General features: G+C 35.9%; 13 protein-coding genes. 8 read left to right on the forward strand and 5 right to left on the reverse strand.

From position 1 onward, the window contains the following. Together C8C83_RS19605 and C8C83_RS19610 are read right to left on the reverse strand one after the other, a co-directional pair. Positions 1 to 450, reverse strand: coding sequence for a YhcH/YjgK/YiaL family protein (locus C8C83_RS19605; protein ID WP_121330263.1), 450 nt, complete (start codon positions 448 to 450; stop codon positions 1 to 3). A gap of 204 nt (positions 451 to 654) precedes the next feature. After that, entirely contained in the window at positions 655 to 1,662 is a 1,008-nt protein-coding gene (locus C8C83_RS19610; RefSeq protein ID WP_121330264.1) for a sugar kinase, read from the reverse strand. A gap of 72 nt (positions 1,663 to 1,734) precedes the next feature. Between C8C83_RS19610 and C8C83_RS19615 the strand changes: the two genes are divergently transcribed. Then, positions 1,735 to 2,820 (forward strand): LacI family DNA-binding transcriptional regulator, encoded by a 1,086-nt coding sequence (locus C8C83_RS19615; protein ID WP_233566159.1) that lies wholly within the window; start codon positions 1,735 to 1,737, stop codon positions 2,818 to 2,820. A gap of 195 nt (positions 2,821 to 3,015) precedes the next feature. Here C8C83_RS19615 and C8C83_RS19620 read toward each other — a convergent pair whose 3' ends face one another. The 3 genes from C8C83_RS19620 to kduI are packed head-to-tail and all read right to left on the reverse strand — an operon-like array spanning position 3,016 to position 5,835. Next, positions 3,016 to 4,188: a DUF4861 family protein gene (locus C8C83_RS19620; protein WP_121330265.1), complete on the reverse strand. Its 1,173-nt coding sequence runs from the start codon at positions 4,186 to 4,188 to the stop codon at positions 3,016 to 3,018. An 11-nt stretch (positions 4,189 to 4,199) separates the two neighbouring features. Continuing rightward, positions 4,200 to 4,991: a gluconate 5-dehydrogenase gene (locus C8C83_RS19625; protein WP_121330266.1), complete on the reverse strand. Its 792-nt coding sequence runs from the start codon at positions 4,989 to 4,991 to the stop codon at positions 4,200 to 4,202. A 4-nt stretch (positions 4,992 to 4,995) separates the two neighbouring features. After that, positions 4,996 to 5,835, reverse strand: coding sequence for a 5-dehydro-4-deoxy-D-glucuronate isomerase (gene kduI / locus C8C83_RS19630; protein ID WP_121330267.1), 840 nt, complete (start codon positions 5,833 to 5,835; stop codon positions 4,996 to 4,998). A 221-nt stretch (positions 5,836 to 6,056) separates the two neighbouring features. On the opposite strand from kduI, the gene C8C83_RS19635 reads away from it, so the two are divergent. The 7 genes from C8C83_RS19635 to C8C83_RS27425 all read left to right on the forward strand — a co-directional run bounded on the left by C8C83_RS19635 (position 6,057) and on the right by C8C83_RS27425 (position 23,717). Beyond that, complete coding sequence (locus tag C8C83_RS19635; RefSeq protein ID WP_132011866.1) at positions 6,057 to 6,989, forward strand: nuclear transport factor 2 family protein; 933 nt, start codon at positions 6,057 to 6,059, stop codon at positions 6,987 to 6,989. A gap of 114 nt (positions 6,990 to 7,103) precedes the next feature. Then, complete coding sequence (locus tag C8C83_RS19640; RefSeq protein WP_121330269.1) at positions 7,104 to 7,736, forward strand: HAD family hydrolase; 633 nt, start codon at positions 7,104 to 7,106, stop codon at positions 7,734 to 7,736. Positions 7,737 to 8,271: 535 nt separating this feature from the next. Continuing rightward, positions 8,272 to 11,202 carry a triple tyrosine motif-containing protein gene (locus tag C8C83_RS19645; RefSeq protein ID WP_121330270.1) on the forward strand — a complete coding sequence of 977 codons (2,931 nt, stop codon included), beginning with the start codon at positions 8,272 to 8,274 and terminating at the stop codon, positions 11,200 to 11,202. Positions 11,203 to 12,012: 810 nt separating this feature from the next. Further along, the gene (locus C8C83_RS19650; protein WP_233566160.1) at positions 12,013 to 15,903 is read left to right on the forward strand and encodes a family 16 glycosylhydrolase; all 3,891 of its coding nucleotides are present in this window, start codon (positions 12,013 to 12,015) and stop codon (positions 15,901 to 15,903) included. Positions 15,904 to 16,021: 118 nt separating this feature from the next. Then, complete coding sequence (locus C8C83_RS19655; protein ID WP_121330272.1) at positions 16,022 to 18,685, forward strand: beta-1,3-glucanase family protein; 2,664 nt, start codon at positions 16,022 to 16,024, stop codon at positions 18,683 to 18,685. Positions 18,686 to 18,847: 162 nt separating this feature from the next. Continuing rightward, on the forward strand, positions 18,848 to 20,479 hold the full coding sequence (locus tag C8C83_RS19660; protein WP_121330273.1) for a glycosyl hydrolase family 18 protein: 1,632 nt from the start codon (positions 18,848 to 18,850) through the stop codon (positions 20,477 to 20,479). A 376-nt stretch (positions 20,480 to 20,855) separates the two neighbouring features. Beyond that, positions 20,856 to 23,717 carry an RICIN domain-containing protein gene (locus tag C8C83_RS27425; RefSeq protein ID WP_233566161.1) on the forward strand — a complete coding sequence of 954 codons (2,862 nt, stop codon included), beginning with the start codon at positions 20,856 to 20,858 and terminating at the stop codon, positions 23,715 to 23,717. Positions 23,718 to 23,784 lie beyond the last annotated feature (67 nt).

The raw sequence follows: 23,784 nt of genomic DNA on the forward strand, positions 1-23,784 counted from the left end.
TTAAATTTTAACTTTAATCACTATTTTTTTCAATAATCCTTCGCCAATCATGGCCGCATGAACATCTTCTGGAAATAATATTGCAAATTGTTCTTCCTGTAATTCAAAAAACATATCTGGTTTATCGTGAAAAAAGCGCACATCTCTTTCGTCACTATAATCCCCATTTGGACTAATGCATTTTTCTCTTGGTTTCCATGCAAAAGTTTCAGGTCCTTTTATCGAAATCTGAATGTCAATATTTTGATCATGGCATTCAAATCCTTTGATACTTTCTTCTCGTGTTGCTCCTTCGCCAATAATTACAATTACTTTTAAACCTTCTGCAATTTCAAAAGCACCTTCTTCAAGAATCGAAATATCATTTTGATTTACATACTCAAATGCCTTTTGAAAATTGGGGTGTAAACCGTAATATTTTGCTGCGTTGTGTAATGAATCTACTATCATTTTTTTGTTTTTATATTTTTAATTAATACACAGAAAGGTAGAAGTTTAAACTTAAATAAGTGTTTTGTTTTTTCTAAATTATTACAGGCGAATGTTAAAAATTATCACCCTATTTTATACCATCATTAGAGTAAAACCAGCCTTTGCATATTAAAATAAATCAATGTTAATCTGTTCAATCCGTTTAATTCGAGGGCAAATAAGTTAACGAATAACCCGTCCGCCGCTTGCGCCATTCATAAGCGCCGTAACATCATTCACGCTCGATAAATTAATATCTCCCGGTATCGAATGTTTAAGACAGGAAGCAGCAACAGCATATTCAAGAGTTTCCTGATACGATTCTGGCGAGGTTATCAATCCATAAATTAATCCAGCCATAAATGCATCACCGGCACCAATTCTGTCAACAATATGTGAAATCTTATATTCTTTAGATTTTAATAATTTTCCGTCGTTCCATAAAACAGCGCCAATTGTATTCGACGAAGCATTGGCGTCATAGCGCATTGTGGATACAATTGTTTTAAGTCTTGGAAACTGCTTTTTCCATTTATCAAAAACAGAATCAATACTTTCAGATTCTTCTATTTTTATATTCAGACATTTTTCAGAATCATCAGAACCGCCTAACAATACATCACAATATTGAACTAATTCCGGCATGATTTCAGAAGCTTTTTTGCCATAATTCCACAACGTTGGACGATAATTTAAATCGGCAGAAATTGTTAATCCTAATTTAGAAGCTGCTTCAAGAGCTTCTTTCGTTAAAATCGCAAGATCTTCGGTTAACGACGCTGTTATTCCAGACCAATGAAACCAATCTGCATCTTGAAAAATAGCTTCCCAATCAATCATTCCTTTTTTGAGATTTGCAAATGAAGAAGCGTCTCTGTCGTATAAAACTTTGCCAGGTCTTTCTGATGCACCTTGTTCAAAATAATATACTCCCAAACGCTTTCCTTGTTTTACGGCAATTGGTTCAACACCATAAGATTTTAATTCGCTTAAAGCGGAATCTCCTAATTCATTATCAGGAACTGAGGTTACGAATTTTACATCGCAACCAAATAAAGCCAGTGATGCACCAACATTTGCTTCAGCGCCACCATAATGTGCTTCAAATGTTCTTGATTTATAAAGTTTTGAATGGTTAGGAGGTGAAAGTCTTAGCAGGATTTCACCAAAAGTTATGATAGTTTTTGACATATGTGTAATTTTACGTGTACGCACACGGGTTATTGCAAATGTATATAAAAAGTTGTCTAAAACAACTTATCTTTGATAAAAAAAATTAATTTTACACTCTTACAGAATCTTTTTAACTTAAAAACAATCAATATCATAACGATTAAAAAAATTGCAGAACTAGCTAATGTTTCGCCTGGGACAGTTGATAGAATTATCCATAATCGTGGGCAAGTGACTCAGGAAAATGTCGATAAAGTCAATGCTATAATCGAACAATACGGTTACAAAAGAAATATTCTGGCGAGTAATCTGGCGCTGAATAAAAAATTTCATTTTGTGGTTTTCCTGCCTAAATATGAAAATCTGGAATATTGGAAAAGCCAAATTAAGGGAATAGAAAAAGCAGCTGTAGAATTCAGTAAATTCGGAATTGTTCTGGATTATTTCTTTTATGATTTTAATACTTCTTCGTTTAAAGAAGCGGTCAAAAAAGTATTAGAATTTGATTGCGATGGATTGTTATTTGCACCAATTTTCTATGAAGAATCTGTTCGTTTTTTAAACGAGTATGAAAAAAGGAATATTCCGGTTGTCATGATCGATTCTAATATAAAAATCAATCAGGATCATGCTTACGTTGGACAAGATGCTTTTCAAAGCGGATATTTAGCCGGAAGATTGATAAGTTTTGCTGTAAGAAATGAAAGGCAGGTTTTGATTTTTAAAATTACCAGAGAGATAGAAAGTACCTCTGTTTATTTACAGCGTATTGATGGTTTTTATTCCTTTTTTAAAGATCATGAAGAACTTCAAAACTTCAAATTTTCAGAAGTTACCATCAAAGATTCCGGAATTGATCAGTTAAATCTTGATATGTTTTCAGGTATAAATAGTGTTTTTGTACCCAATTCCAGAGCTTATATTGTAGCGCGATTTCTAGAGCAAAACAATATAAAAGGCGTCCGAATAATTGGTTACGATTTACTCAATGATAATATCGAATATTTGAATAAAGGCGTAATTGATTTCCTTATTAATCAAAGACCCGAAGAACAGGGTTATATGGGAATCAATCATTTATACAAGAAATTAGTGCTTCAGGAACCTGTTGAAGACACGCATTATATTCCCTTAGAAATTATCTTGAAAGAGAATTATTCTCCTGCAAAGAAATAGTTTTTTTGCCCACGGATTTTACGGATTTTAACTGGTTTACGCTGATTTTTTCTTTTTCTCTGCGCAATATCTTTGTCAAAGTTTAAAACTTTGACAAAGATCATGACGATAAACTTTGCGACTTTGCGACTTCGCGAGAATAAAAAATCCGTGTAGACCCGACCAAATCAGCCAAATCCGTGGGCAAAAAACATTTTACATTTTTTTCACCTTCACCACAAGCGGATTATTTATCTTAGAAGCAAACGAACTCAAATAACTTTCCCATTCTTCTTTGGTTTGAAACGGACTTCCTTTTTTCCATCCAAAACCAACATAATAAACGACTTTATTGCTCTTAACGGCTAGGTTTCCGTATAAGTTGCTTAAATCTTTATCGTTTGTGATATAATTGTCAAATCCGGTTAAAGTCCCTTTTGGAGCAACCAAACCAGTTCCTAATTCTGAATCGTCAAGAGGTTCCCAATGACTGAGCCAACCTTCTTTTATGTTGGTTCCGATAGTTCCTTTTTTGTCATGAAGCGTTAATCCGGCAGCGATTTCTTTTGTGCCTTTGATATGGATTTCAAAACGGGAAAGGTAACTTCCGTAATCGAGACTAATTAGTTTAGATTCGGTTATTTTGTTGCCTTTTGCGTCCCAATCGGCATAAGTCAGGATAAAACTCGTTCTGATTGGTCCTGTCGTAATCGTTTTCCAGGTAATGAAATTCTTTGAGAAATAGTATTTATTATCTAGTTTAACAGCAATTCCGCCAACGCCACGGCTGTCTCCAACGTGAAAATTATCCAAACCTTCACCAGTATCTTTATGATAAGTTCCAGTTCCTAAAGTTGCTTTTTCGTACCATTTATTGATAATTGGATAATCGACTCTTTTTAGCCACGCATCAATTCCGCTAGTTAAAGTTCCGCCTTCAACATGATCTTCGGCCATTTTTTGAGCCACAGGACCATAAGTTCTAAAAGCTACTTTATTGTTTTCCCAGGCATAATCATCTGTTCTTTCCGGAACAAATCTGGAATAACAGTTTACAGTTTTTGTTGCATCTGGATTTGTAGCAACCAAAACCTGAAAGTCTTTTTTTGAAGACGCTCCAATTTTAGGCTGAAATAACAAAACATCTGATTTGCCATCGCCATCGGTATCAACAAGCTGAGTTTCTAAAAACGTACTTGTGCCACTTTCTTTAACAGAATAATCTTCAAGCTTGACCGAAGATGGTAAACCCAGAGATTTTTTAGTCAGTTCAATAGTTTCAAATTCCCTGTCAATAGCAAGAGAATTCGTAATCGTTATGGTTTTGTTTTGCGAATGAACGGCAAAACTACTTACCAAAATTGCGGTTAATAATAGATTTTTTTTCAAAATTTGAGGTTTTAGTTTTCGTTAGAAGGTTTACCAATTGTAGCGAGAATTCCGCCGTCTACATACAAGATGTGACCGTTTACAAAATCACTAGCTTTAGAGGATAAGAATATTGCTGCTCCGGCTAAATCACTCGGGTCGCCCCATTTTGCAGCAGGAGTTCTGCTAATTATGAAATCGTTAAACGGATGTCCGTCAACGCGAATAGGTTTTGTTTGTTCAGTAGCAAAATATCCGGGACCAATTCCGTTGATTTGTACATTATATTTTGCCCATTCTGTTGCCATGTTTTTGGTCAGCATTTTCAAGCCGCCTTTTGCTGCAGCGTAAGCGCCAACGGTATTTCGACCCAATTCGCTCATCATCGAACAAATATTGATGATTTTTCCCTGACGTCTTTCTATCATTCCTTTGGCAACATGTTTTGAAACGATAAAAGGCGAAACCAAATCAATATCAATTACTTCTTTAAAATCAGAAACTTCCATTTCGATAAGCGGAATTCTTTTGATGATTCCAGCATTGTTAATCAGGATTGCAATTGGTCCAACTTCATTTTCAATCTTCTGAATTGCCGTTATAACTTCGCTTTCATCAGTTACATTAAATTTATAGCCAACAGCATTAATTCCTTCTTTTTGAAGCTCTTTTACAGCGTCGTCAATTTTTTGTTGAGAAGAATTTCCGTTTACGACAATTGTCGCTCCGGCTTCACCAAGTCCTTTTGCCATTGCCAATCCAAGTCCGTGTGTACTTCCTGTGATTAAGGCGATTTTTCCTTTTATATCAAATAAGTTTATCATTTTCTTATCTTAAATCAGTGATTTTACAAACATCCATATCTCCATAATCCAGGTTTTCACCCGCCATTCCCCAAATAAAAGTGTAATTTGAAGTTCCTGAACCCGAGTGAATTGACCAAGGTGGAGAAATTACTGCCTGATGATTGTTCATCCAAATGTGTCTCGTTTCTTGTGGTTCGCCCATAAAATGACAAACAGCCTGATTTTCCGGAATATCTAAGTAGAAATAAACTTCCATTCTACGATCGTGAACGTGTGCTGGCATTGTATTCCAAACACTCCCCGGTTTTAATTCCGTCATTCCCATTTGCAATTGACAAGTCGTTACAATTCCGCCAATAATCATTTGATTTACCGTTCTGTGGTTTGCCGTTTCCATTGTTCCCAATTGTAATTTATTGGCTTCTGCCAAACTCACTTTTTTGATTGGATGTTGTGTGTGGGCTGGAGCCGAATTCAGATAAAACAAAGCAGGATTGTCAGAATCGTCACTTTTGAAGATTACTTCCTTATTTCCGCTTCCAATGTAAAGTGCATCTTTATGCCCCAATTCATACGAAGTTCCGTCAACTTCAACCGAACCTTTTGCACCAACATTAATGATTCCTAATTCTCTTCTTTCCAGAAAATATTGGGCTTTAAGCGGATCAATAGTTTCTAATTTAAGTGGAGAAACCGGAACTGCTGAACCTGCGATATAACGATCATAATGTGAATAAGTAAGAGCGATTTCGCCCTTTTTCATTAGATTATCAATTAAAAATTCTGCTCTTAATTGTCTAGTGTCGTATTGTTTTACAGCTTGCGGACTTGACGCATATCGTGATTCGTATGATATTGACATTTGTTTTTTGTTTTGAGTTCAATGTGAATTTTATAGCTCTATAAAAATACAAATCAATTTTTTAATAAAAATACATTAATGGAGTAAAAACGTCCAAAAGCTTGTTAATGAATTTGTTGCTTGTTTTAAGATGTTTTTATTTGTTTCGATTTAATATATTGAATTGTAGTGTTTTATGAAGTTATTCGTTACTTTTAACTGAATAATTAAAATACTATAAAATGATGAGAAAGATTTACTTATTGACTGCGATTCTTCTTCTATTTGGTATGCAATTATCTGCGCAAGGGCAATTAAACAAAAGCGCAGAGGAATGGAAAGAGAAGCTGAAATCTATAAATAGTGAATTGGCAAATGCTTTTATAAATAAAGATATTAATGTTGTTATGAGTTATTATGATGACAAACAGCCAACTTGTATGCCGGAATTTCATATGGCTTTATATACAAAAGGCGGAATACAATATTATTATGAGCAATGGTTCAAAAACGTTACAATAAGTACTTATAAAAGGGATATTTATGAAGTTCTGTTAATCAAAAATTACTTAATTGAAATTGGAACTTTCACCAATAATTTCACCAGAGTTGGTGGTAGTCCATTTGTTTACGAAGGAAAATATATGAATGTTTGGAGAATTGAAAAGAATCAGGATTTAAAGCTTATTTCTGAAATCTGGGGTGCGAATACTGCTGTAGACAAATCTAATTTTTCCTTTATAAAACCGCAAGCGAGTATTATGCCAAAACTCGTGGTAAATAAAGCCGTATCAGATGAAGTAAATAAACGTAATGATGGCATTGCTAAACTTGTAAAAGAAAGAAAAGGGGAGAAACATGCGACAGAATTCTTTGAAAAAGATGCAATATATATGACTTATGATACTCCAATGTTGGTTGGAATGGATAACATAAAACCTTATTTTATGGAACACGAAAAACCAAATGGTGTTTCAATTGACTTTATACAAATCAAAGCAAGTACAATGATCTCACTTGGGAAATTTGTTTTAGAATATGGTTATTATTATGTTGATGTTTCCTGGGATAATAAAAAAGGAAAAGCCACCGTTACCGGAAAAAGCACCAATCTGTGGAAAAGAGATGAAAATGGTACTTTGATGCTTTACAGACAAATGGTGAATCACGATTAAAGATTTGGGATTTTTTTAAGTTTCTGAATTTAAGTTTCTATTCTAATTTTTGTAATTTACAATCCAATCATGTGATGAAAGTTGTCAAATGATTTAAAATTGTAAATAAAGAATATGGAAGTTAAGTGTATTATTTTTGATTGTGACGGAGTTCTTGTTGATACTGAAAAGATTGGTAACGGAATATTGCTTTCAATGGGCGCCGAATATGGTTTCGAAATGAAGCTCGTAGATGCGTATCGGGAATTTAACGGACGTAATTTGAAAGAATGTTTTTTACATATCGAAAATGCAATTGGTAAAAAGCTTCCGGATAATTTTGAAAGTGAGTATCGCCAAAGAAGTTTTGAAGCCTTCAAAACACAAGTTAAACCAATGGAAGGCATAGTTGAATTCCTAAACAAACTTAAAATTCCGTATTGTGTCGCTTCCAGCGGTCCTGTTGATAAAATCAGACTGAATCTTGAAGTTGCTGGTTTACTCGATAAATTCGAAAATAAAATCTATAGTTCCTACCAAATTAATAGTTGGAAACCCGATCCCGGAATTTTTCTACATGCCGCAAAAGAAATGGGATTTGAGGTCAAAGATTGCATCGTAATCGAAGACAGCAAAGCCGGAGTAATCTCAGGAATAAAAGGTGGTTTCAAAGTCTACGGTTTTGCAAACGGATATAACAACGAAGATTTAGAAAAAGAAGGTGCTATACTTTTTGATAGTTATGAAGAGTTATGGAATTTGATTTAAATTTTTGATTTAAATTTTTGATTTAAATTTTTGTTTCAAGTTTCAGGTTTCGTTGCGATCGATAGTTTTGCCATTTTAGCGTATTACAATCTTTTTCCACATAAATATTCGTGCAGATTTTTTTAAGTTCCGAAGGAACGAATTATATTGTAGGGATGGATTTCAATCCGTCCTACGCAACGGAAATCAAACGATTGTAGCATATAAGCTTTGTCAAAGTTTAAAACTTTGACAAAGCTAGACATTGAGAAATTATCTAATTTTCTAATTCCCTCCATTTTCTAATTCCCTCCATTATCTAATTCCCTCCATTATCAAATTCCCTAATTCAAATGTAATTTGTTGCATTAAAATAAAATTTTATATATTTGGATATAGAGATTCGTTTTTTTAATGGCTTTTAGTTATCAAATTATAATTTCTAAAGCCCTTAAATAACCGACTTTATTTTGCCTTAAAAGCAACCTCTCCCCGGTAGTTGTTTTTGAGATTGTGGCACTCCGACACCACAAAATAACCTACATTCTACAGCAAAATGACGAAATTTATAATTAGAATTTTAATTCTATATCTATTCTTTATACCTATAATTGGAAACGCTCAAATTAAGAAAATTGGAGTTCCATTTATCACTAATTACAATCCGAAAACGTATAAAGCCGCTTCAGAAAATTGGGATCTTTTGCAAGATTCTAAGGGAATGATGTTTTTTGCCAATCATTTTGGCATCATGCAATTTGACGGCGTAAGATGGAATATTGTAACGCAACCTCAAAATAGAAGTATGGTTCGCTCGCTTGCCATTGATAAAAACAATCGGATATATGTTGGGGCTCAGGGCGATTTTGGCTATGCGGTTCAGTTGTCAAACGGACAATATAAATATACTTCTTTGGTAAAATTTGCTTCCAGATCGGCTAAGAATTTTGGAGATGTTTTGCATACTGTTATTCGAAATAACGAGGTTGTTTTTTTCTCAAATGAAGAACTGTTTATTTATAAGAATAATAAAATCAAAACAATACGGCCAAAAACAAAATTTGATGAATTTTTTGAAGTCAATAAAGAAATCTATGTTTCAGATGAAGTAAGAGGATTATTGAAACTCCAAAATGATGTTTTAAGAGAAATTCCAAATGGTTTTCAGTTTATCGGAATGAAGATTAAAAAAATTTTCCAAGTCAAAGAAGGTTTGTTATTTCTGACACAGAAAAAAGGACTTTTTCTATATAAAAATAATCAGCTAAAACCATTTGTAACTGAAGCTGATGAATTGTTTAAGCAATATCAGATTTCGGCAGGAATTCAACTTTCAGATGGATATTTAGGAATTGGAACGCGCCAAACCGGATTGATAGTTATTGATAGTAAAGGAAATTTAGTTCAGCATATCAACAAGCAAATGGGGTTGCAGAATGATTATGTGACGAATCTCAAAACAGATACTGCTGGAAATTTATGGGTGACTTTGAAAGAAGGAATTTCGATGATTCAGATTTCATCGCCATTATCAAGAATATTGGATACTTCGAGTGCTGAAACCAAAATATATTGCAGTTTAATTTATCAAAACAAACTTTATATAGCGACAGATAATGGCGTTTTTTGGTTGGATTGGGAAGCTTATAAAAGCGGTAAAAATCAAAATGTACGTTTTCAGCATATTTCGGGAATGTCTGAAAATGTATGGAATATTGGCATTTTTGGAAATTCACTTTTGGCTTTTGAAAAAAATGGAGTTTTCGAAATAAAAGGAAATTCAGCGCAATTATTGGCTAAAACCGATGGAGCGTGGCAAGGTGTATTAATTCCCAATCATCCTGATTTATTACTTGTTGGCGGTTATAATGGTTTGTATTTGCTAAAGAACGTCAATAATTCCTGGGTTTATCAGCATAGAATAAAAGGTTTTGAAGAAAGCAGCAGAATAATTATAACCGAAAAAAATGGAAATATCTGGATTGCGCACGGTTATAAAGGAATCTATAAAATCAAATTTAATGCAGCATTTGATACCGTTTCAAACATTCAGTTTTACAACCAGGAAGCTGGGTTTCCGTCGAGTTTGTTTCTGAATACTTTCAAAATAAACGATCAGATTTTGTTCGGAACTACAAAAGGAGTTTACAAACAAGATTCTAATTCGAAGAAAATGATTCCGGATGCTCTTTTCAAGAAATACCTCGGATTGAAAAGCCATATTCGTCTGCTTAAAGCAGATAATAAAAACAATATCTGGTACATTTCAGGAGAGAATACAGGAAAAATGAGTCAGAAAGCAGGAGGGAAGTTTGAGATTGAAGAATTGCCTTTTAGAAAGCTCAGGTATTTGTATGTTCCCGGTTTCGAGAATATTCAAACAACAACAAATGGAGATGTGTTTTTTGGTACACAAGAAGGGTTGATTCATTATAATTCGATCAAAAACAAAAAGTATCAATCGAAATATAAAGCAGTTATATCTGAAGTAAAATGTATTTTTCCGAAAGATAGCTTGTTGTTTTCGAGTCGATACGATGTGCTTCCAACCGATACGGAATCTGCAAATAAGAAGCTTTCTCCGGTTTTATCGTATTCGAATAATGCGTTGCACTTTTCGTTTGCGTCACTTTGTTATGATGAAGCTGATGCTACACAATACGAATATTGGCTGGAAGGCTTTGAGCCAAAATGGTCGGATTGGAGCCTTCAAACGGAAAAAGAATACACGAATTTGTCTGAGAATGAATATGTTTTTCACGTAAGGGCAAAAAACATTTATGATGTTGTAAGCGAAGAAGCCGTTTTTAGATTTGAGATTTCGCCGCCGTGGTACCGCACAAGTTGGGCTTATATATTGTATTTGATACTTTTTGGAGTTTTGATTTATGCGATTATCAAGTACCAAAAAAATCTTGCCGAACGTGAACGCGAACAATTGATCCTTAATCAGGAAAAGGAATTGCTGCGAAATCGTGCCGAATTAAACGAGCAAAAACTGGCATTAGAACAAGAAAATATGACGATTATGAGAGAAAATCTCGAAACGACAATCAATCTTAAAAACGCAAAAGTTGCTTCGAGTACGGTGAATCTTATCCATTTGAATGAAATTTTGCTTTCGATAAAAGAACTCATCGCTCAAATTGATAAGAAGAATGATCAGAATGTAAATTTCAGCTTACTGACAAAAATAAACCGAATAATCGATCACGAATTAAAAGGAGATCAGCATTGGAACGAGTTTGAAGAGATTTTTAATCAGCTTCATGATAATTTCATGCAACGTTTAAAAACGAGTTTTCCTGAGTTGACTCCACGTGATATGCGATTATGTGCTTATTTGCGAATGAATTTTAATACTAAAGAAATTGCTCCGCTTTTAGGGATTTCTGTCAGAGGTGTTGAAGATACCAGATATCGCATTCGTAAAAAATTGCAGCTTTCATCTGAGGCAAATATCACGGAGTTTATTCTGAATTTTTGATTTTTGTTTCACGCAGATTTTAAAAAGAATTAGGCAAATGTTTATCTAACGTTTCAACGGATTAAAATCCGTTGCTACAAAATGTATCGTTCCTTCGGAACTTTTGGAAAGAGCCTTCGGCTTGATTTATATTGTAGGGATGGATTTTAATCCGTCCTTCGCAATCGTTTTATCTAACGTTTCAACGGATTAAAATCCGTTGCTACAAAATGTATCGTTCCTTCGGAACTTTTGGAAAGAGCCTTTGGCTCGATTTATATTGTAGGGATGGATTTTAATCCGTCCTTCGCAATCGTTTTATCTAACGTTTCAACGGATTAAAATCCGTTGCTACAAAATGTATCGTTCCTTCGGAACTTTTGGAAAGAGCCTTTGGCTCGATTTATATTGTAGGGATGGATTTTAATCCGTCCTTCACAATCAAAATCGCCATTCTGTTGCGTACCTATGGCACGCTAAATTTATTTCCAATTGTCTTTTCTACCTATATTTTGTACCTAAAGGCATAATTTAATTTCAGTTTTTATTATTAAGTAAAATCTGAAGTGATTTCACGGGTTTTGAGGGCTATTTATTACATTTTTTTGCTAGCACCGTAGTCAAACCGTACCCCAAAATGGACCTTTTAGGTGGTTTATTTGTTAATATTGTCATCTTATTAATACAATAAGGACTATTTCTTTGCGAGAAATAAGATTTGTTGGGTTAATGGAACTTTACTAACAAAAACTAAAAAAAATGAAACAAAATGACCCTTTTTTCGGCCGACCACCGAGAAGCAATTACTATTTTTTAAAGAGGTGTTTTATAATGACACTTATTATGTTGTCTCCTTTTCTAAAACTTCAGGCGCAATGCAACACTTTAATTTGGTCTGATGAATTTAATGGCACAACCGTAGATGCAACAAAATGGCAAAGCATTACAGGAAACGGTTGTCCTTCTCTTTGTGGCTTCGGAAACGGCGAAGCACAGCGTTACGATCCAAATCAAGCAACAATTGTTAAAGAAGGAACGGATAGTTATTTGAATATTCAGGCTAAATACGAGCCAAATGCATCATTTCCGGCGCAACCGTATTCTTCGGCAAAACTAACTACTGAAGGAAAATATTCGATTAAATACGGAAGAATCGAAGCTCGTATGAAATTGTCTAACGGAATGGGCGCTTGGCCTGCATTCTGGATGTTACCGGCAGGAACGTCAAATTGGCCTTATACAGGTGAAATTGATATCATGGAAGCCAAACACAGAAACCCAAAATCTATCGATGGAACGATTCATTATGATGGCGGTGGATATCACTTTACAGGAAGAAGTTATAGTTCTCCAACTGATTTGTCTACAGAATTTCACGTTTATGCTGTAGAATGGGGGCCAAATATCATAAAATGGTTTATTGATGGCAATTTATTTCACACAGCAACGCCACAAACGACTGTAAATGGCGGATGGCCTTTTAACGATCAACAGTTTTATATTATTCTGAATCTGGCTGTTGGTAGTGCAGGAACACCTTATACAAGTGTAAACGGTGCTGGTGTAGAACCAATTCCGGCTGATTTTCCGGCAAAACTGCAAGTAGATTATGTTCGCGTTTACAGCGGAAGTTTTACTTATGGAGTTTTGGGCGATGCAAAAGTATATAACAATGAAACGGGTAAAAACTATTCAATAAATGCCATTGCTGGTGCAAGTTACAATTGGACAGTTCCTGCGGGAGCAACGATTACGTCAGGACAAGGCACAAATGCGATTACTGTAAACTGGGGAACATCTGGGGGAGATGTTTCGGTAGCAACTACAGTTTCGGGATGTGCTGCAAATACTTATAAACTGGCTGTAACTACGGAAGTTCCTTTGCCTGTAGAAAGAATTTATGAAGATTTTCAAACGAATCGCAATATAGTTTACGGTCTTAAAACGGGGGTTTTGACTGAAGCTGTTGCAAATCCATCGGCTACGGGAATCAATACTTCGGCTTCGGTGGGGAAATATGTTCGTAATGCTTCTGAATTATATGATGTTCTTAATATCAAAAATGTCGTAATCAGCAATGCTAATGATTATGTTTATGGCAGAAAGAAAATCTCTTTTGATATCTATACTTCGGCGCCTGTTGGAACTAAAATTTCAATGCAACTGGAGAATAGTTTAGTAACAACGGCAACAAATTTTCCGTCAGGAAGACATAGTGGTTATAAAGCCACAACAACGGTTCAGAACAAATGGGAAACTATTGAGTTTGAATTCGAAAAAGTGATCGATCCCAATACAAGTGCTCTGACGATCAATAATGTAGTTTTCCTTTTTGAATCTAATTCGAATTCCGGAGCGACGTATTATTTTGATAATCTGCTGACAAAAGCTGCGCCTGAAAAACCTATTATTGCGACAGATGTTTTACAAAACTACGACGGAATCAATAAAATCATCAAAGGAACTACAACGGGAACGTATTCTGTGGTTGCAAATCCGGGAACAAATTCGGTTAATAATTCTGCAAATGTGGCGAAGTATGTTCGTAATGTAACAGAGCAATATGATGTACTTTTCTTCAATACGCAAGACAATATCGAAGATGCAGGTTTATTTAAAAATCAGACTAAAAAAATCATGATCGATGTTTATACAACGGCTCCAATAGGAACTGTAGTAAGTCTGAATTTAGAGAATAGCGCAACATCGCTTCCGGCTAATTTCCCAACAGGAAGAAACAGTAATTATGTAGCGATTACGACGAAACAAAATCAATGGGAAACGCTGACTTTCTATTATAATTCAAGTCCAGATGCGGGAACTTCAAATCTTGCAGTAAACCAAATGGTGATTTTGGCAAACTCAGGTTCTTATACGAATGACACGTATTATTTTGATAATTTCAGAATTGGTTCAACCAAATTACCGGACACTTATACGGCGGGAGTTGTGTACGAAGATTATCAAACGGTACATAATATTTCTTTTAGAGATGCGATTGGAACTTATACGCCAAACACGGCAAATCCTAATGCAAGCGGAATCAATACGTCTACAAACGTTGGGAAATATGTTAGAAAATCGACTGAATTGTATGATAATTTTTCATTCAATACGACTTTAACCAATATTGGAGAATTCAAATCAGGCACTAAAAAGTTTGCAATGGATGTTTATACTTCGGCTCCGGTTGGATCTGTAATTTCATGGCAGGCAGAAAGCAGTGCTTCGATTCCGTCAAATTATCCAACGGGAAGACATAGTATTTATCAGGCAGTTGTTAAACAAACGAACACTTGGCACACGTTGGTATTTACATACGCAAGTTCTCCGGATGCCTCAACTTTAGACAGCGAAGTAAATCGTTTTGTTTTCTTGTTAGAACCGGGAACGAGTTCAGGAAACACTTATTATTTTGATAATATCAGAGCTGTAAATTTAGTTGGTACAGAAAATCCTCCGGCAACTTTGCCAGCTCCTTGGGTAAGCACAGATTTAGGCGCTGTTACTCCGGCAGGAGAAGCAACTCACGCCAGCGGAACTTTCACGATCAAAGGATCTGGAAATGATATTTGGGATACAGGCGATCAATTTCAGTTTGTAAACCAACCAATTACCGGTGATGCCGAAATAATTGCTAAAGTAAATTCACTTACAAATACCAATACTTACGCAAAAGCGGGAGTTATGTTCCGTGAAACTTTAACGCCAACTTCAAAACACGCCATGACAGATGTGAGCGCTGCAGCAGGTTTAGAATTTCTAACGAGAGACGCAGTTTCTGGAATTACGACTGCTACAGTAGCTGCGGGAACGGCTCCAAAATGGATTCGTGTTACAAGAGCAGGAAATGTATTTACTTCTTATACATCGGATAATGGAACTACGTGGACGCAACTTGGAACTCCAAAAACAATTGCTATGGCAAGTACCATTTATGCAGGTATGGCTGTAACATCTCATGCAAACGGAACTTTGACAACGGGAGTTTTCAGCGATGTCATTGTTCGAAATATTACGCCTCCAACCAGCAATGTCAATTTGGCTTTAGCCAAAACTACTACGGCTTCTACAGAAGAAAATGCGACTTTTTCTTCGGCGAAAGCCACAGATGGAGATGCAGGAACAAGATGGGCGAGCAGTTTTGCAAATGCAAGCGAATGGATTTATGTTGATTTAGGAAGTAACTACAACATCAATCGTGTGGTTTTAAAATGGGAAGCAGCTTTTGCAACGCAATACAAAGTGCAAATTTCGACTGATAATGTTTTCACCGAAAATGAAACTGTAAACACTCAAACGGCAAGTGACGGAGGAACAGACGATTTAACGGTAAGCGGAACCGGAAGATACATTAGAGTTTTATGTACCACAAAAGCTTTGGCTCCATACGGATATTCTCTATTCGAAATTGAAGCTTACGGATCTGCTTCGACAGCCAAAAAAGCTTCGGTTATTACTGAAGAAGCTCAAGTTGAAACCACAACTTTTGCGATATATCCAAATCCGGCAAGTAGTTATGTTCAGCTTTTATTGCCTGAAAAGTTAGATAATAAAGTCGTGACGATTTATGACGATGCTGGAACATTGGTATCTCAGAATAAATTTGATGCAAATGCTACTGAAGGCGTAATCGATATCAGCAGACTTAGAAGAGGAATTTATATTCTAAACTTCAAATCTGACCAGAAAAGCTGGACTAAAAAATTGATTAAGCAATAACCAAAATACAATTGGGTGTAATGATCCTTAATAGTTACACCCAATTTTTTATAGACTTTATTTTCTCATTCTTACTAATTAATTAAAACAAGTTTATTAACCCAAACAATTTTAAACAATGAGAAATTTTAAATTACAAAAAAACATTTTTTCGGCATTGCTGTTAGCATTGCTATTTAATTTTAGTTACGCCCAAGGGCCAATACCGTTTACGATTAGCAATACTTCAACATTTAGCGACACCGAATTGTATGTTGCCATCGTTGGTATTGATTATACTACAGGAAATCACGTTTGGGTAAATGCCAAAACAAGTCAGGTTTTGCCAATGAGTTCGTCTTATAATACCGTTACAGGACCAACAATTGGCGGAAATACCGGACCGGGACAAAACTCAAAATATGCCAATTGTTTTACCAAATTAAGCGAAATTCCCAATAAGACTTTTACGTTGCCTCAAATTGCAGGTTGTAGAGTTTTTATTGCCAAAGGACAACAGTTGTATTTCTACTTTTTTGGTGCAAGTGGCGCTCCGTCAGGATATACGTCACCAAATCCGTTGAATGCTACAGATCCAAATCAGGGAATTTTATATGAAATTATCGAGTTGACGAATAATCAATACGGTTTCTTTGGAAATCCTTCGAGAGTTGATTCGTATAAATACCCAATGGGATTAGAATTATTTGGTGCAAATGGATATCAGAAACGTGTAGGTGAATTAAAGAAACACGCGGATATTGTTGCGGCTTTTAAAGCCAATGTTCCGGCTGAATTTCAAGGTTGTGTGAATGATGCAACGGGAGAAATTACGGCGCCTTCTAAAACGCCAGCTTTCGCCGATGGAACTGGAGGAACTTCTGTAGGACCTCAAGCTAATTATTTGAAATCATACATTGATGCCATTTGGAATAAATATAAAAATGAAGATTTAATATTTTATGCCGGAGATGCCGGAATTTTCAAAGGAAGAGTTAACGGAGAACAACTGGAAATGGTAGGACAATCTGGAGGTTTTGTTGGTCGTACAGGACGTGTTCAAAACAGACCATCAACTCAGGAAGCTCTTGAAGGAAAAGGTGTTCTGGACAGAAGATTGGTCGACGGAGATTTGGATCTTGTGATTCAGGCACAATTAACAGCGGCGATAAACAGACACGTTGTAAATACGACAACGCCAAATCCGGGTCAGCAAAATTGGTACGATGCATCGAAATTTTATCAGGTGAATCCAACGAATCATTATTCTAAATTTTGGCATTTGCCGGGAATAAGTGTTGACAATCTGGCTTACGGATTCGCGTATGATGATGTGGCAGATCAATCGCCATCGCTTCATTCGCCACAGCCTACAAAAGTTATTGCCAGTTTTGGAGGATATGCAGGAACGGTTCCATCTGTTCCGGCAACAACGGATGTAATTACCGTTTATAAAGATTGTAATTATACTGGATTTTCAGGCGGATTAACCATTGGAGATTACAACTTGGCGCGTTTGAATACTTTAGGAGTTTTAAACGATGATATTTCGTCTCTAAAAATCACTCAGGGATTTCAGGCGATTTTGTATCAGGATGATAATTTTACCGGAGCTTCAACCGTAATTAATTCTGATAATGCTTGTTTGAATACAACCTGGAATGACAAAGTAACTTCGATTAGAATTTTGGCAAACGGAACAACTACGCTAGGAAATCAAACTTTCTTTTTGCAAAACCGGAACAGCAATTTATACATGGATGTTTGGGGAGCAAGTTTGAATAATGGCGCAGCGATTAATCAAGGCGCTTTAAATTCTGGAAATAATCAAAAATTTACGTTGACACATTTAGGCGATGGTTTGTATAAAATTATTGCTAATCACAGCGGACAATCTCTTGATGTAAACAATTTCAATAAAGCAAATGGTACTCCTGTACAGCAATATCCATACAATGCAACGACAAATCAGCAATTTGTATTGGTTTCTACAGGCGATGGATTTTATAAAATTGTTGCCAGACATAGCGGTAGAATTGTTGAGGTTGCAGGAGCAAGTACAGCTTCTGGAGCAGTTGTTCAGCAATGGGATAACAACAATCAAACGTGCGGACAATGGAAATTGGTTCCGGCAACAAGTTCTCAAACTTCAGTTTTAATTCAGGCGGAAGATTACTCAGCAATGAGCGGAATTCAGGTTGAAGCAACGACAGATACCGGAGGAGGTTCAAATGTTGGTTATACTGAAACAGGAGATTGGTTGGCTTACAACAGTATTAATTTCCCAACTACAGGATCTTATTTAATCGAATATCGAGTTGCAAGTGCTGTAGCAGGAGGTAGATTATCTTCGGATTTAAACGGAGGAACTATTGTTTTAGGAAATGTTGATATTCCGAATACGGGAGGATGGCAAAACTGGCAAACGGTTTCGCAAACGGTAAATGTCAATGCAGGAACATACAATTTTGGAATTTACATTCAAAATACAGGAATGAATATCAACTGGATTAAAATTACAAAAACAGGTTCAAGTGCAAAAATGGCTTCGGCTCCAATTGAAGAAGAAGTTGCTGAAACGGCTTTAAATGTATATCCAAGTCCGGTTGAAAATACACTTTTTGTAACTACAAATGTTACCGGAGGAAACATTAGTATTATAGATTCTCAAACCGGAAATACAGTTTCAAAACAAAAATTATCGAATAATAGTATAGATGTTTCGCATTTGAGAAGAGGTGTTTATCTGGTAGTTTTTGAAAAAGACGGTACAAAAACAATTAAGCGTTTTATAAAGAAATAATTAATTATTTAAGAGACAAGAAGCAAGAAGCAAGATTTTGTGAATCAATATAAAGTCTTGCTTGTTGTTTCTTGCCTCTTAATTCTAAAATCAGAAATCTAAGATCAACAATAAGTTTCCCCCATTATTTACAAATTTTTATTAATCTATTAAACAATTACCATGAAAAACAATTACAAAAAAATGCCACTAAAATGGACGATCATTTTAGTTTTGGGAGTTTTCAATTTGTCAATGGCCCAGAAGAAAGTAATAGCTTATATCCCAAATTGGGTAGATTTGAACGCGTTTTCGAGCACCGTTCAGTACAGTAAATTAACGCATATAAATATTGCTTTTGAAAATCCCGATGCCAACGGATATTTGTCTTTTAATTCAGGAAGTAACACGATTATCAATGCGGCGCACGCACAAAATGTAAAAGTATTTGTTTCACTTGGAGGAGGCTCAGTTTCTGAAGGAGGACCTATTCGCGATAATTATTTTAATCTTATTACGAGTGGTAACAGAACGGCTTTTATCCAAAAAATATACGATTATGTTGTTGCGCATAATTTTGATGGTGTCGACGTAGATCTTGAAGGTCCGGCGATTAATGGTGATTATGGCGGATTTGTAATAGCTCTTGCGGCGAAATTACATTCGGGAGGTAAATTAATTTCGGCAGCACTTTCAGAAGGATATGGAGGAGCAAATGTTCCGGCATCGACTTTTACCGCTTATGACTGGATTAATATCATGGCTTATGATGCAACAGGACCTTGGGCTCCTGGAAGTCCGGGACAACATTCGCCTTATAGTATGGCTGTAAATCAGTTTAATTACTGGACAGGAAGAGGATTACCTGCAAGCAAAGCCATTATTGGTCTTCCGTTTTACGGATATGGTTTTGGAGCTTCGGCAAATCAGGGAATTTCTTATGCTAATATCGTAGCGCAATATCCTGGAGCTGAAAATTTAGACCAAGTTGGAAATACCATTTATTATAACGGAATTCCAACGATTAAAGCCAAAACAACTTTTGCAGTTCAGAATGCCGGAGGAGTTATGATTTGGGAATTATCTCAGGATGCTACAGGTGCAAAATCATTATTGACTGCCGTAAATCAGGTTATTACCGGAAGTAATCCTCCGGGAACAGGAACTTTGATTCAGGCAGAAAACTACTCAACAATGAGTGGCGTGCAAACCGAAGCTACAACAGATACCGGAGGAGGATTGAATGTAGGTTACGCAGATGCAAACGATTGGATGGCATATTACAATATTAATTTCCCAACTTCAGGCAATTATGTAATTGAATACAGAGTTGCAAGTGCTGTAAACGGTGCAAGAATATCCTCTGATTTAAATGCAGGAACAATTCAGTTAGGGGCTTTGAATATTCCAAATACAGGAGGCTGGCAAAATTGGCAAACGGTATCTCAAACCGTAAATGTGAATGCCGGAACGTACAACTTCGGAATCTTTATCCAAGCTTCGGGTGTGAATTTAAACTGGTTTAGAATCACAAAATCGGGTTCAAGTGCAAAAACAGCTTCGCCAGCAATTACCTCAGAAGAAGGAATTGCAAGTTTGAATGTTTTCCCAAATCCTACGCAAGATTCACTGACTTTTTCTACAGAAGTTTCAGGTGCAAATGTGAGCATTATAGATTCTCAGGGAGGAAATACGGTTTCTACACAAAAAGTCAATAATAACAGCGTTGATGTTTCTAGTTTGAAATCTGGAATCTATTTGGTTTTAGTTGAGAAAGACGGAATCAAAACGGTGAGACGTTTTATTAAAAAGTAAATATTTAACTGTAAGAGTTTAACCGCAAAAGTTTAACCGCAAAGTTCGCAAAGAAAAAACTGCAAAGGTTCGCAATCCCGATAGCTATCGGGATTGTGTTGATCTAGCTTTGCGAACTTTGTGTTTTCTATGCGTAAAGTAAAATTAAATCTTCGCGTGCTTTGTGGAAAAATATTTAACTGCAAAAGTTTAACCGCAAAGCGCGCAAAGCTTTGTGTTGATCTAGCTTTGCGAACTTTGCGATTGCTAAATGCAATCCAGAATAAAAAACCTTTGCGCGCTTTGCGGTTAAATTTTTTAGCCAATACCACTCAAATCCCAAGTTTCAAAAAACTCATAATTTATAATTCATAACTTTTTTAACCCCAAATTTTATATGAAAAACAATTACAAATTTCGGTTTAGTTTATTGATGTTTCTCGCCTTTAGCAGTTTTGCAATTGCGCAGACTTCTCTAGGTTCGAGTAAAACATTTATGAATCATCTAAAGAAAGAATTAGTTGCTTCAACATCAAAAAATGCAGAAAAAACAGTTTTACTTCAGGTTGAAAATTCGAAAAGCTTCAACGGAAAAATAAATTATAAAGAATCAAATGCGTCAAGCGAATTTTTGATTGGAGAAATCAAGAATATTCCCGAATCTTCTTTTTACATAAAAGTAAAAGATCAATCGCTTGAAGGTCATATTATTTTAAAGAAAACAAAAGAAGCCTATAAATATTATTCAGATGCGAAAGGAAATGCTTTTGTATCTAAAGTCGATATCAATACTTTGGTTTGTATAGATTACAGAAACGTTCCTTCGAATACTAAAACTACAAGTAAAGCAGCAGCGGCTCAAATTGCTCCGGCTTTATTGAATTTGCAAAGTTTACCGGGCGCGGCAGGTTGTGTTTTATTAGATTTTGACGGATATAATATGCCGGCAGGAAATCTCTGGAACAACGGAAACGCGATTAATGCTGCACCATCCGGAATGAGCGATGCTGATGTACAGCAACATTGGGAAGTAGTATCTGAAGATTACAGACCTTTTAACTTGAATGTTACGACGAGCGAAGCCGTTTTTAATTCGTATCCAAGAAACAGAAGAATGCGTGTGGTGGTAACTCCAACCAATACTGCGGCTCCGGGAGCAGGAGGCGTAGCTTATATTGGTTCCTTTAACTGGGACAATGATGTACCTTGCTGGGTATTTATTACTTCGGGTAAATCTGGTGGAGATGCCTCTGCGCATGAAGTTGGACATACATTTGATCTTGGTCATGATGGGCGTACAAATCCTGTTGAAGGCTATTTTCTTGGCATTGACGGAACTTCATGGGCTCCAATTATGGGTGCAGGTTATTACAGACCAGTCGTGCAATGGAGTAAAGGCGAGTACAACTATGCTGATAATAAACAAGACGATGTGGCTTCGATCGCAAGTTCAAAATTTGGTATTGGTTACAGAGGTGATGATTATGGAGATAACACCGCTTCGGCAGCTAATTTAGATTATAATGCAAGCGGAACCATTAATCAAAAAAATGGTATCATTTCTAGTGAAGCCGATTATGATTTCTTCACGTTTACAACCGGAGGAGGAAATGTTTCGATCAATGCTAATACCGTTGGAAGAGATGGAAATCTTCATCTTTTAATCCGTTTGTATAATTCGGCTGGAGCCGAAATGGGAACGTATTGGAATTCGGATCCTTTTGCCTTAAATGCTTCGATGAATGTAAATTTGCCAGCCGGAAAATACTTTATAGGCGTTGACGGAACCGGAGCAGGAAATGCAGGTTATGGCGGATATTCGGCTTATGGATCTATCGGAAGTTATTCGGTTACAGGAACAATTCCGCCAGGAGGAAATATTAGTCCTTCGACAGATGTTATAACGGTTTATAAAGATTGTAATTATACCGGATTTTCGGGAGGTTTGACTATCGGTGATTATAATTTGGCGCGTTTGAATTCCTTAGGAGTTTTAAACGATGATATTTCTTCGCTAAGAATCACTCAGGGATTTCAGGCGATTTTGTATCAGGATGATAATTTTACCGGAGCTTCAACCGTAATTAATTCTGATAATTCTTGTTTGAATACAACGTGGAATGATAAAGTAAGTTCTATTAGAATTTTGGCAAACGGAGTTACAACTTTAGGAAATCAGACTTTCTTTTTGCAAAACAGAAACAGCGGTTTAAATATGGATGTTTGGAATGCCAGTTTAATCAACGGAGCGAGTATTGCACAAGGAACTCCAAATTCAGGAAACAATCAGAAATATACTTTCACGCATTTAGGCGATGGCTTGTATAAAATCATCGTAAATCATAGTGGACAATCTCTTGATGTAAATGGTTTTAATAAAGCAAATGGTGTTAGCGTAGAGCAATATCCGTATAACGGAACTACGAATCAGCAGTTTGTTTTGGTTTCTACAGGCGATGGATTTTACAAAATTATTGCCAGACATAGCGGTCGAGTAGTTGAGGTTGCAGGAGCAAGTACAGCAAATGGCGCCAATGTGCAGCAATGGGATAATAACAACCAGACTTGTGGGCAATGGAAGTTAATTGCAACAACTACAACACAAACTTCAACATTAATTCAAGCAGAAGATTACTCAGCAATGAGCGGAATTCAGGTTGAAGCAACAACAGATTCAGGCGGAGGTTCCAATGTTGGTTATACCGAAACTGGAGACTGGTTGGCGTATAATAACATTAATTTTTCAACAACAGGTTCTTACTTAATCGAATACAGAGTTGCAAGTGGTGTAACTGGCGGTAAACTTTCATCTGATTTAAATGGTGGAACAATTCTTCTTGGAAATGTTGATATACCAAATACCGGAGGATGGCAAAACTGGCAAACCGTTACACAAACTGTAAACGTAAATGCCGGAACTTATAATTTTGGAATCTACATTCAAAACACAGGAATGAATATTAACTGGATCAGGATTACCAAAATTGGAGCGGCATCTACAGCTTCACCAATTATAGAGGACAAAACACCTTTAGTTGCTTTAAATATTTACCCAAATCCAGTTGCGAATACACTTTTTATAACCACAGATTTGACTGGAGGAAACATAAGTATTGTAGATTCTCAAACGGGAACTATAGTTTCAGGGCAAAAAGTCTATAATAATAGTGTAGATGTTTCCGGTTTAAATAGAGGCGTTTATTTTGTTGTTTTCGCGAAAGACGGAAAACAGACTATAAAACGTTTTATAAAGAAATAAATAGTTAGTTATATTTATTCTAACCTTTGTCAAAGTTTTAAACTTTGACAAAGGTTTATCCAATAAG

The sequence above is a fragment of the Flavobacterium sp. 90 genome, from assembly GCF_004339525.1.
Classification (GTDB): Bacteria; Bacteroidota; Bacteroidia; order Flavobacteriales; family Flavobacteriaceae; genus Flavobacterium.

Bases quoted from the DNA above. Each gene is read 5' to 3' on its own strand.
- C8C83_RS19605 (WP_121330263.1), bottom strand. From the start codon at position 450: ATGATAGTAGATTCATTACACAACGCAGCAAAATATTACGGTTTACAC.
- C8C83_RS19610 (WP_121330264.1), bottom strand. From the start codon at position 1,662: ATGTCAAAAACTATCATAACTTTTGGTGAAATCCTGCTAAGACTTTCA.
- C8C83_RS19625 (WP_121330266.1), bottom strand. From the start codon at position 4,991: ATGATAAACTTATTTGATATAAAAGGAAAAATCGCCTTAATCACAGGA.
- kduI (WP_121330267.1), bottom strand. From the start codon at position 5,835: ATGTCAATATCATACGAATCACGATATGCGTCAAGTCCGCAAGCTGTA.
- C8C83_RS19635 (WP_132011866.1), top strand. From the start codon at position 6,057: ATGATGAGAAAGATTTACTTATTGACTGCGATTCTTCTTCTATTTGGT.
- C8C83_RS19640 (WP_121330269.1), top strand. From the start codon at position 7,104: ATGGAAGTTAAGTGTATTATTTTTGATTGTGACGGAGTTCTTGTTGAT.
- C8C83_RS19645 (WP_121330270.1), top strand. From the start codon at position 8,272: ATGACGAAATTTATAATTAGAATTTTAATTCTATATCTATTCTTTATA.
- C8C83_RS19650 (WP_233566160.1), top strand. From the start codon at position 12,013: ATGACACTTATTATGTTGTCTCCTTTTCTAAAACTTCAGGCGCAATGC.
- C8C83_RS19655 (WP_121330272.1), top strand. From the start codon at position 16,022: ATGAGAAATTTTAAATTACAAAAAAACATTTTTTCGGCATTGCTGTTA.
- C8C83_RS19660 (WP_121330273.1), top strand. From the start codon at position 18,848: ATGAAAAACAATTACAAAAAAATGCCACTAAAATGGACGATCATTTTA.
- C8C83_RS27425 (WP_233566161.1), top strand. From the start codon at position 20,856: ATGAAAAACAATTACAAATTTCGGTTTAGTTTATTGATGTTTCTCGCC.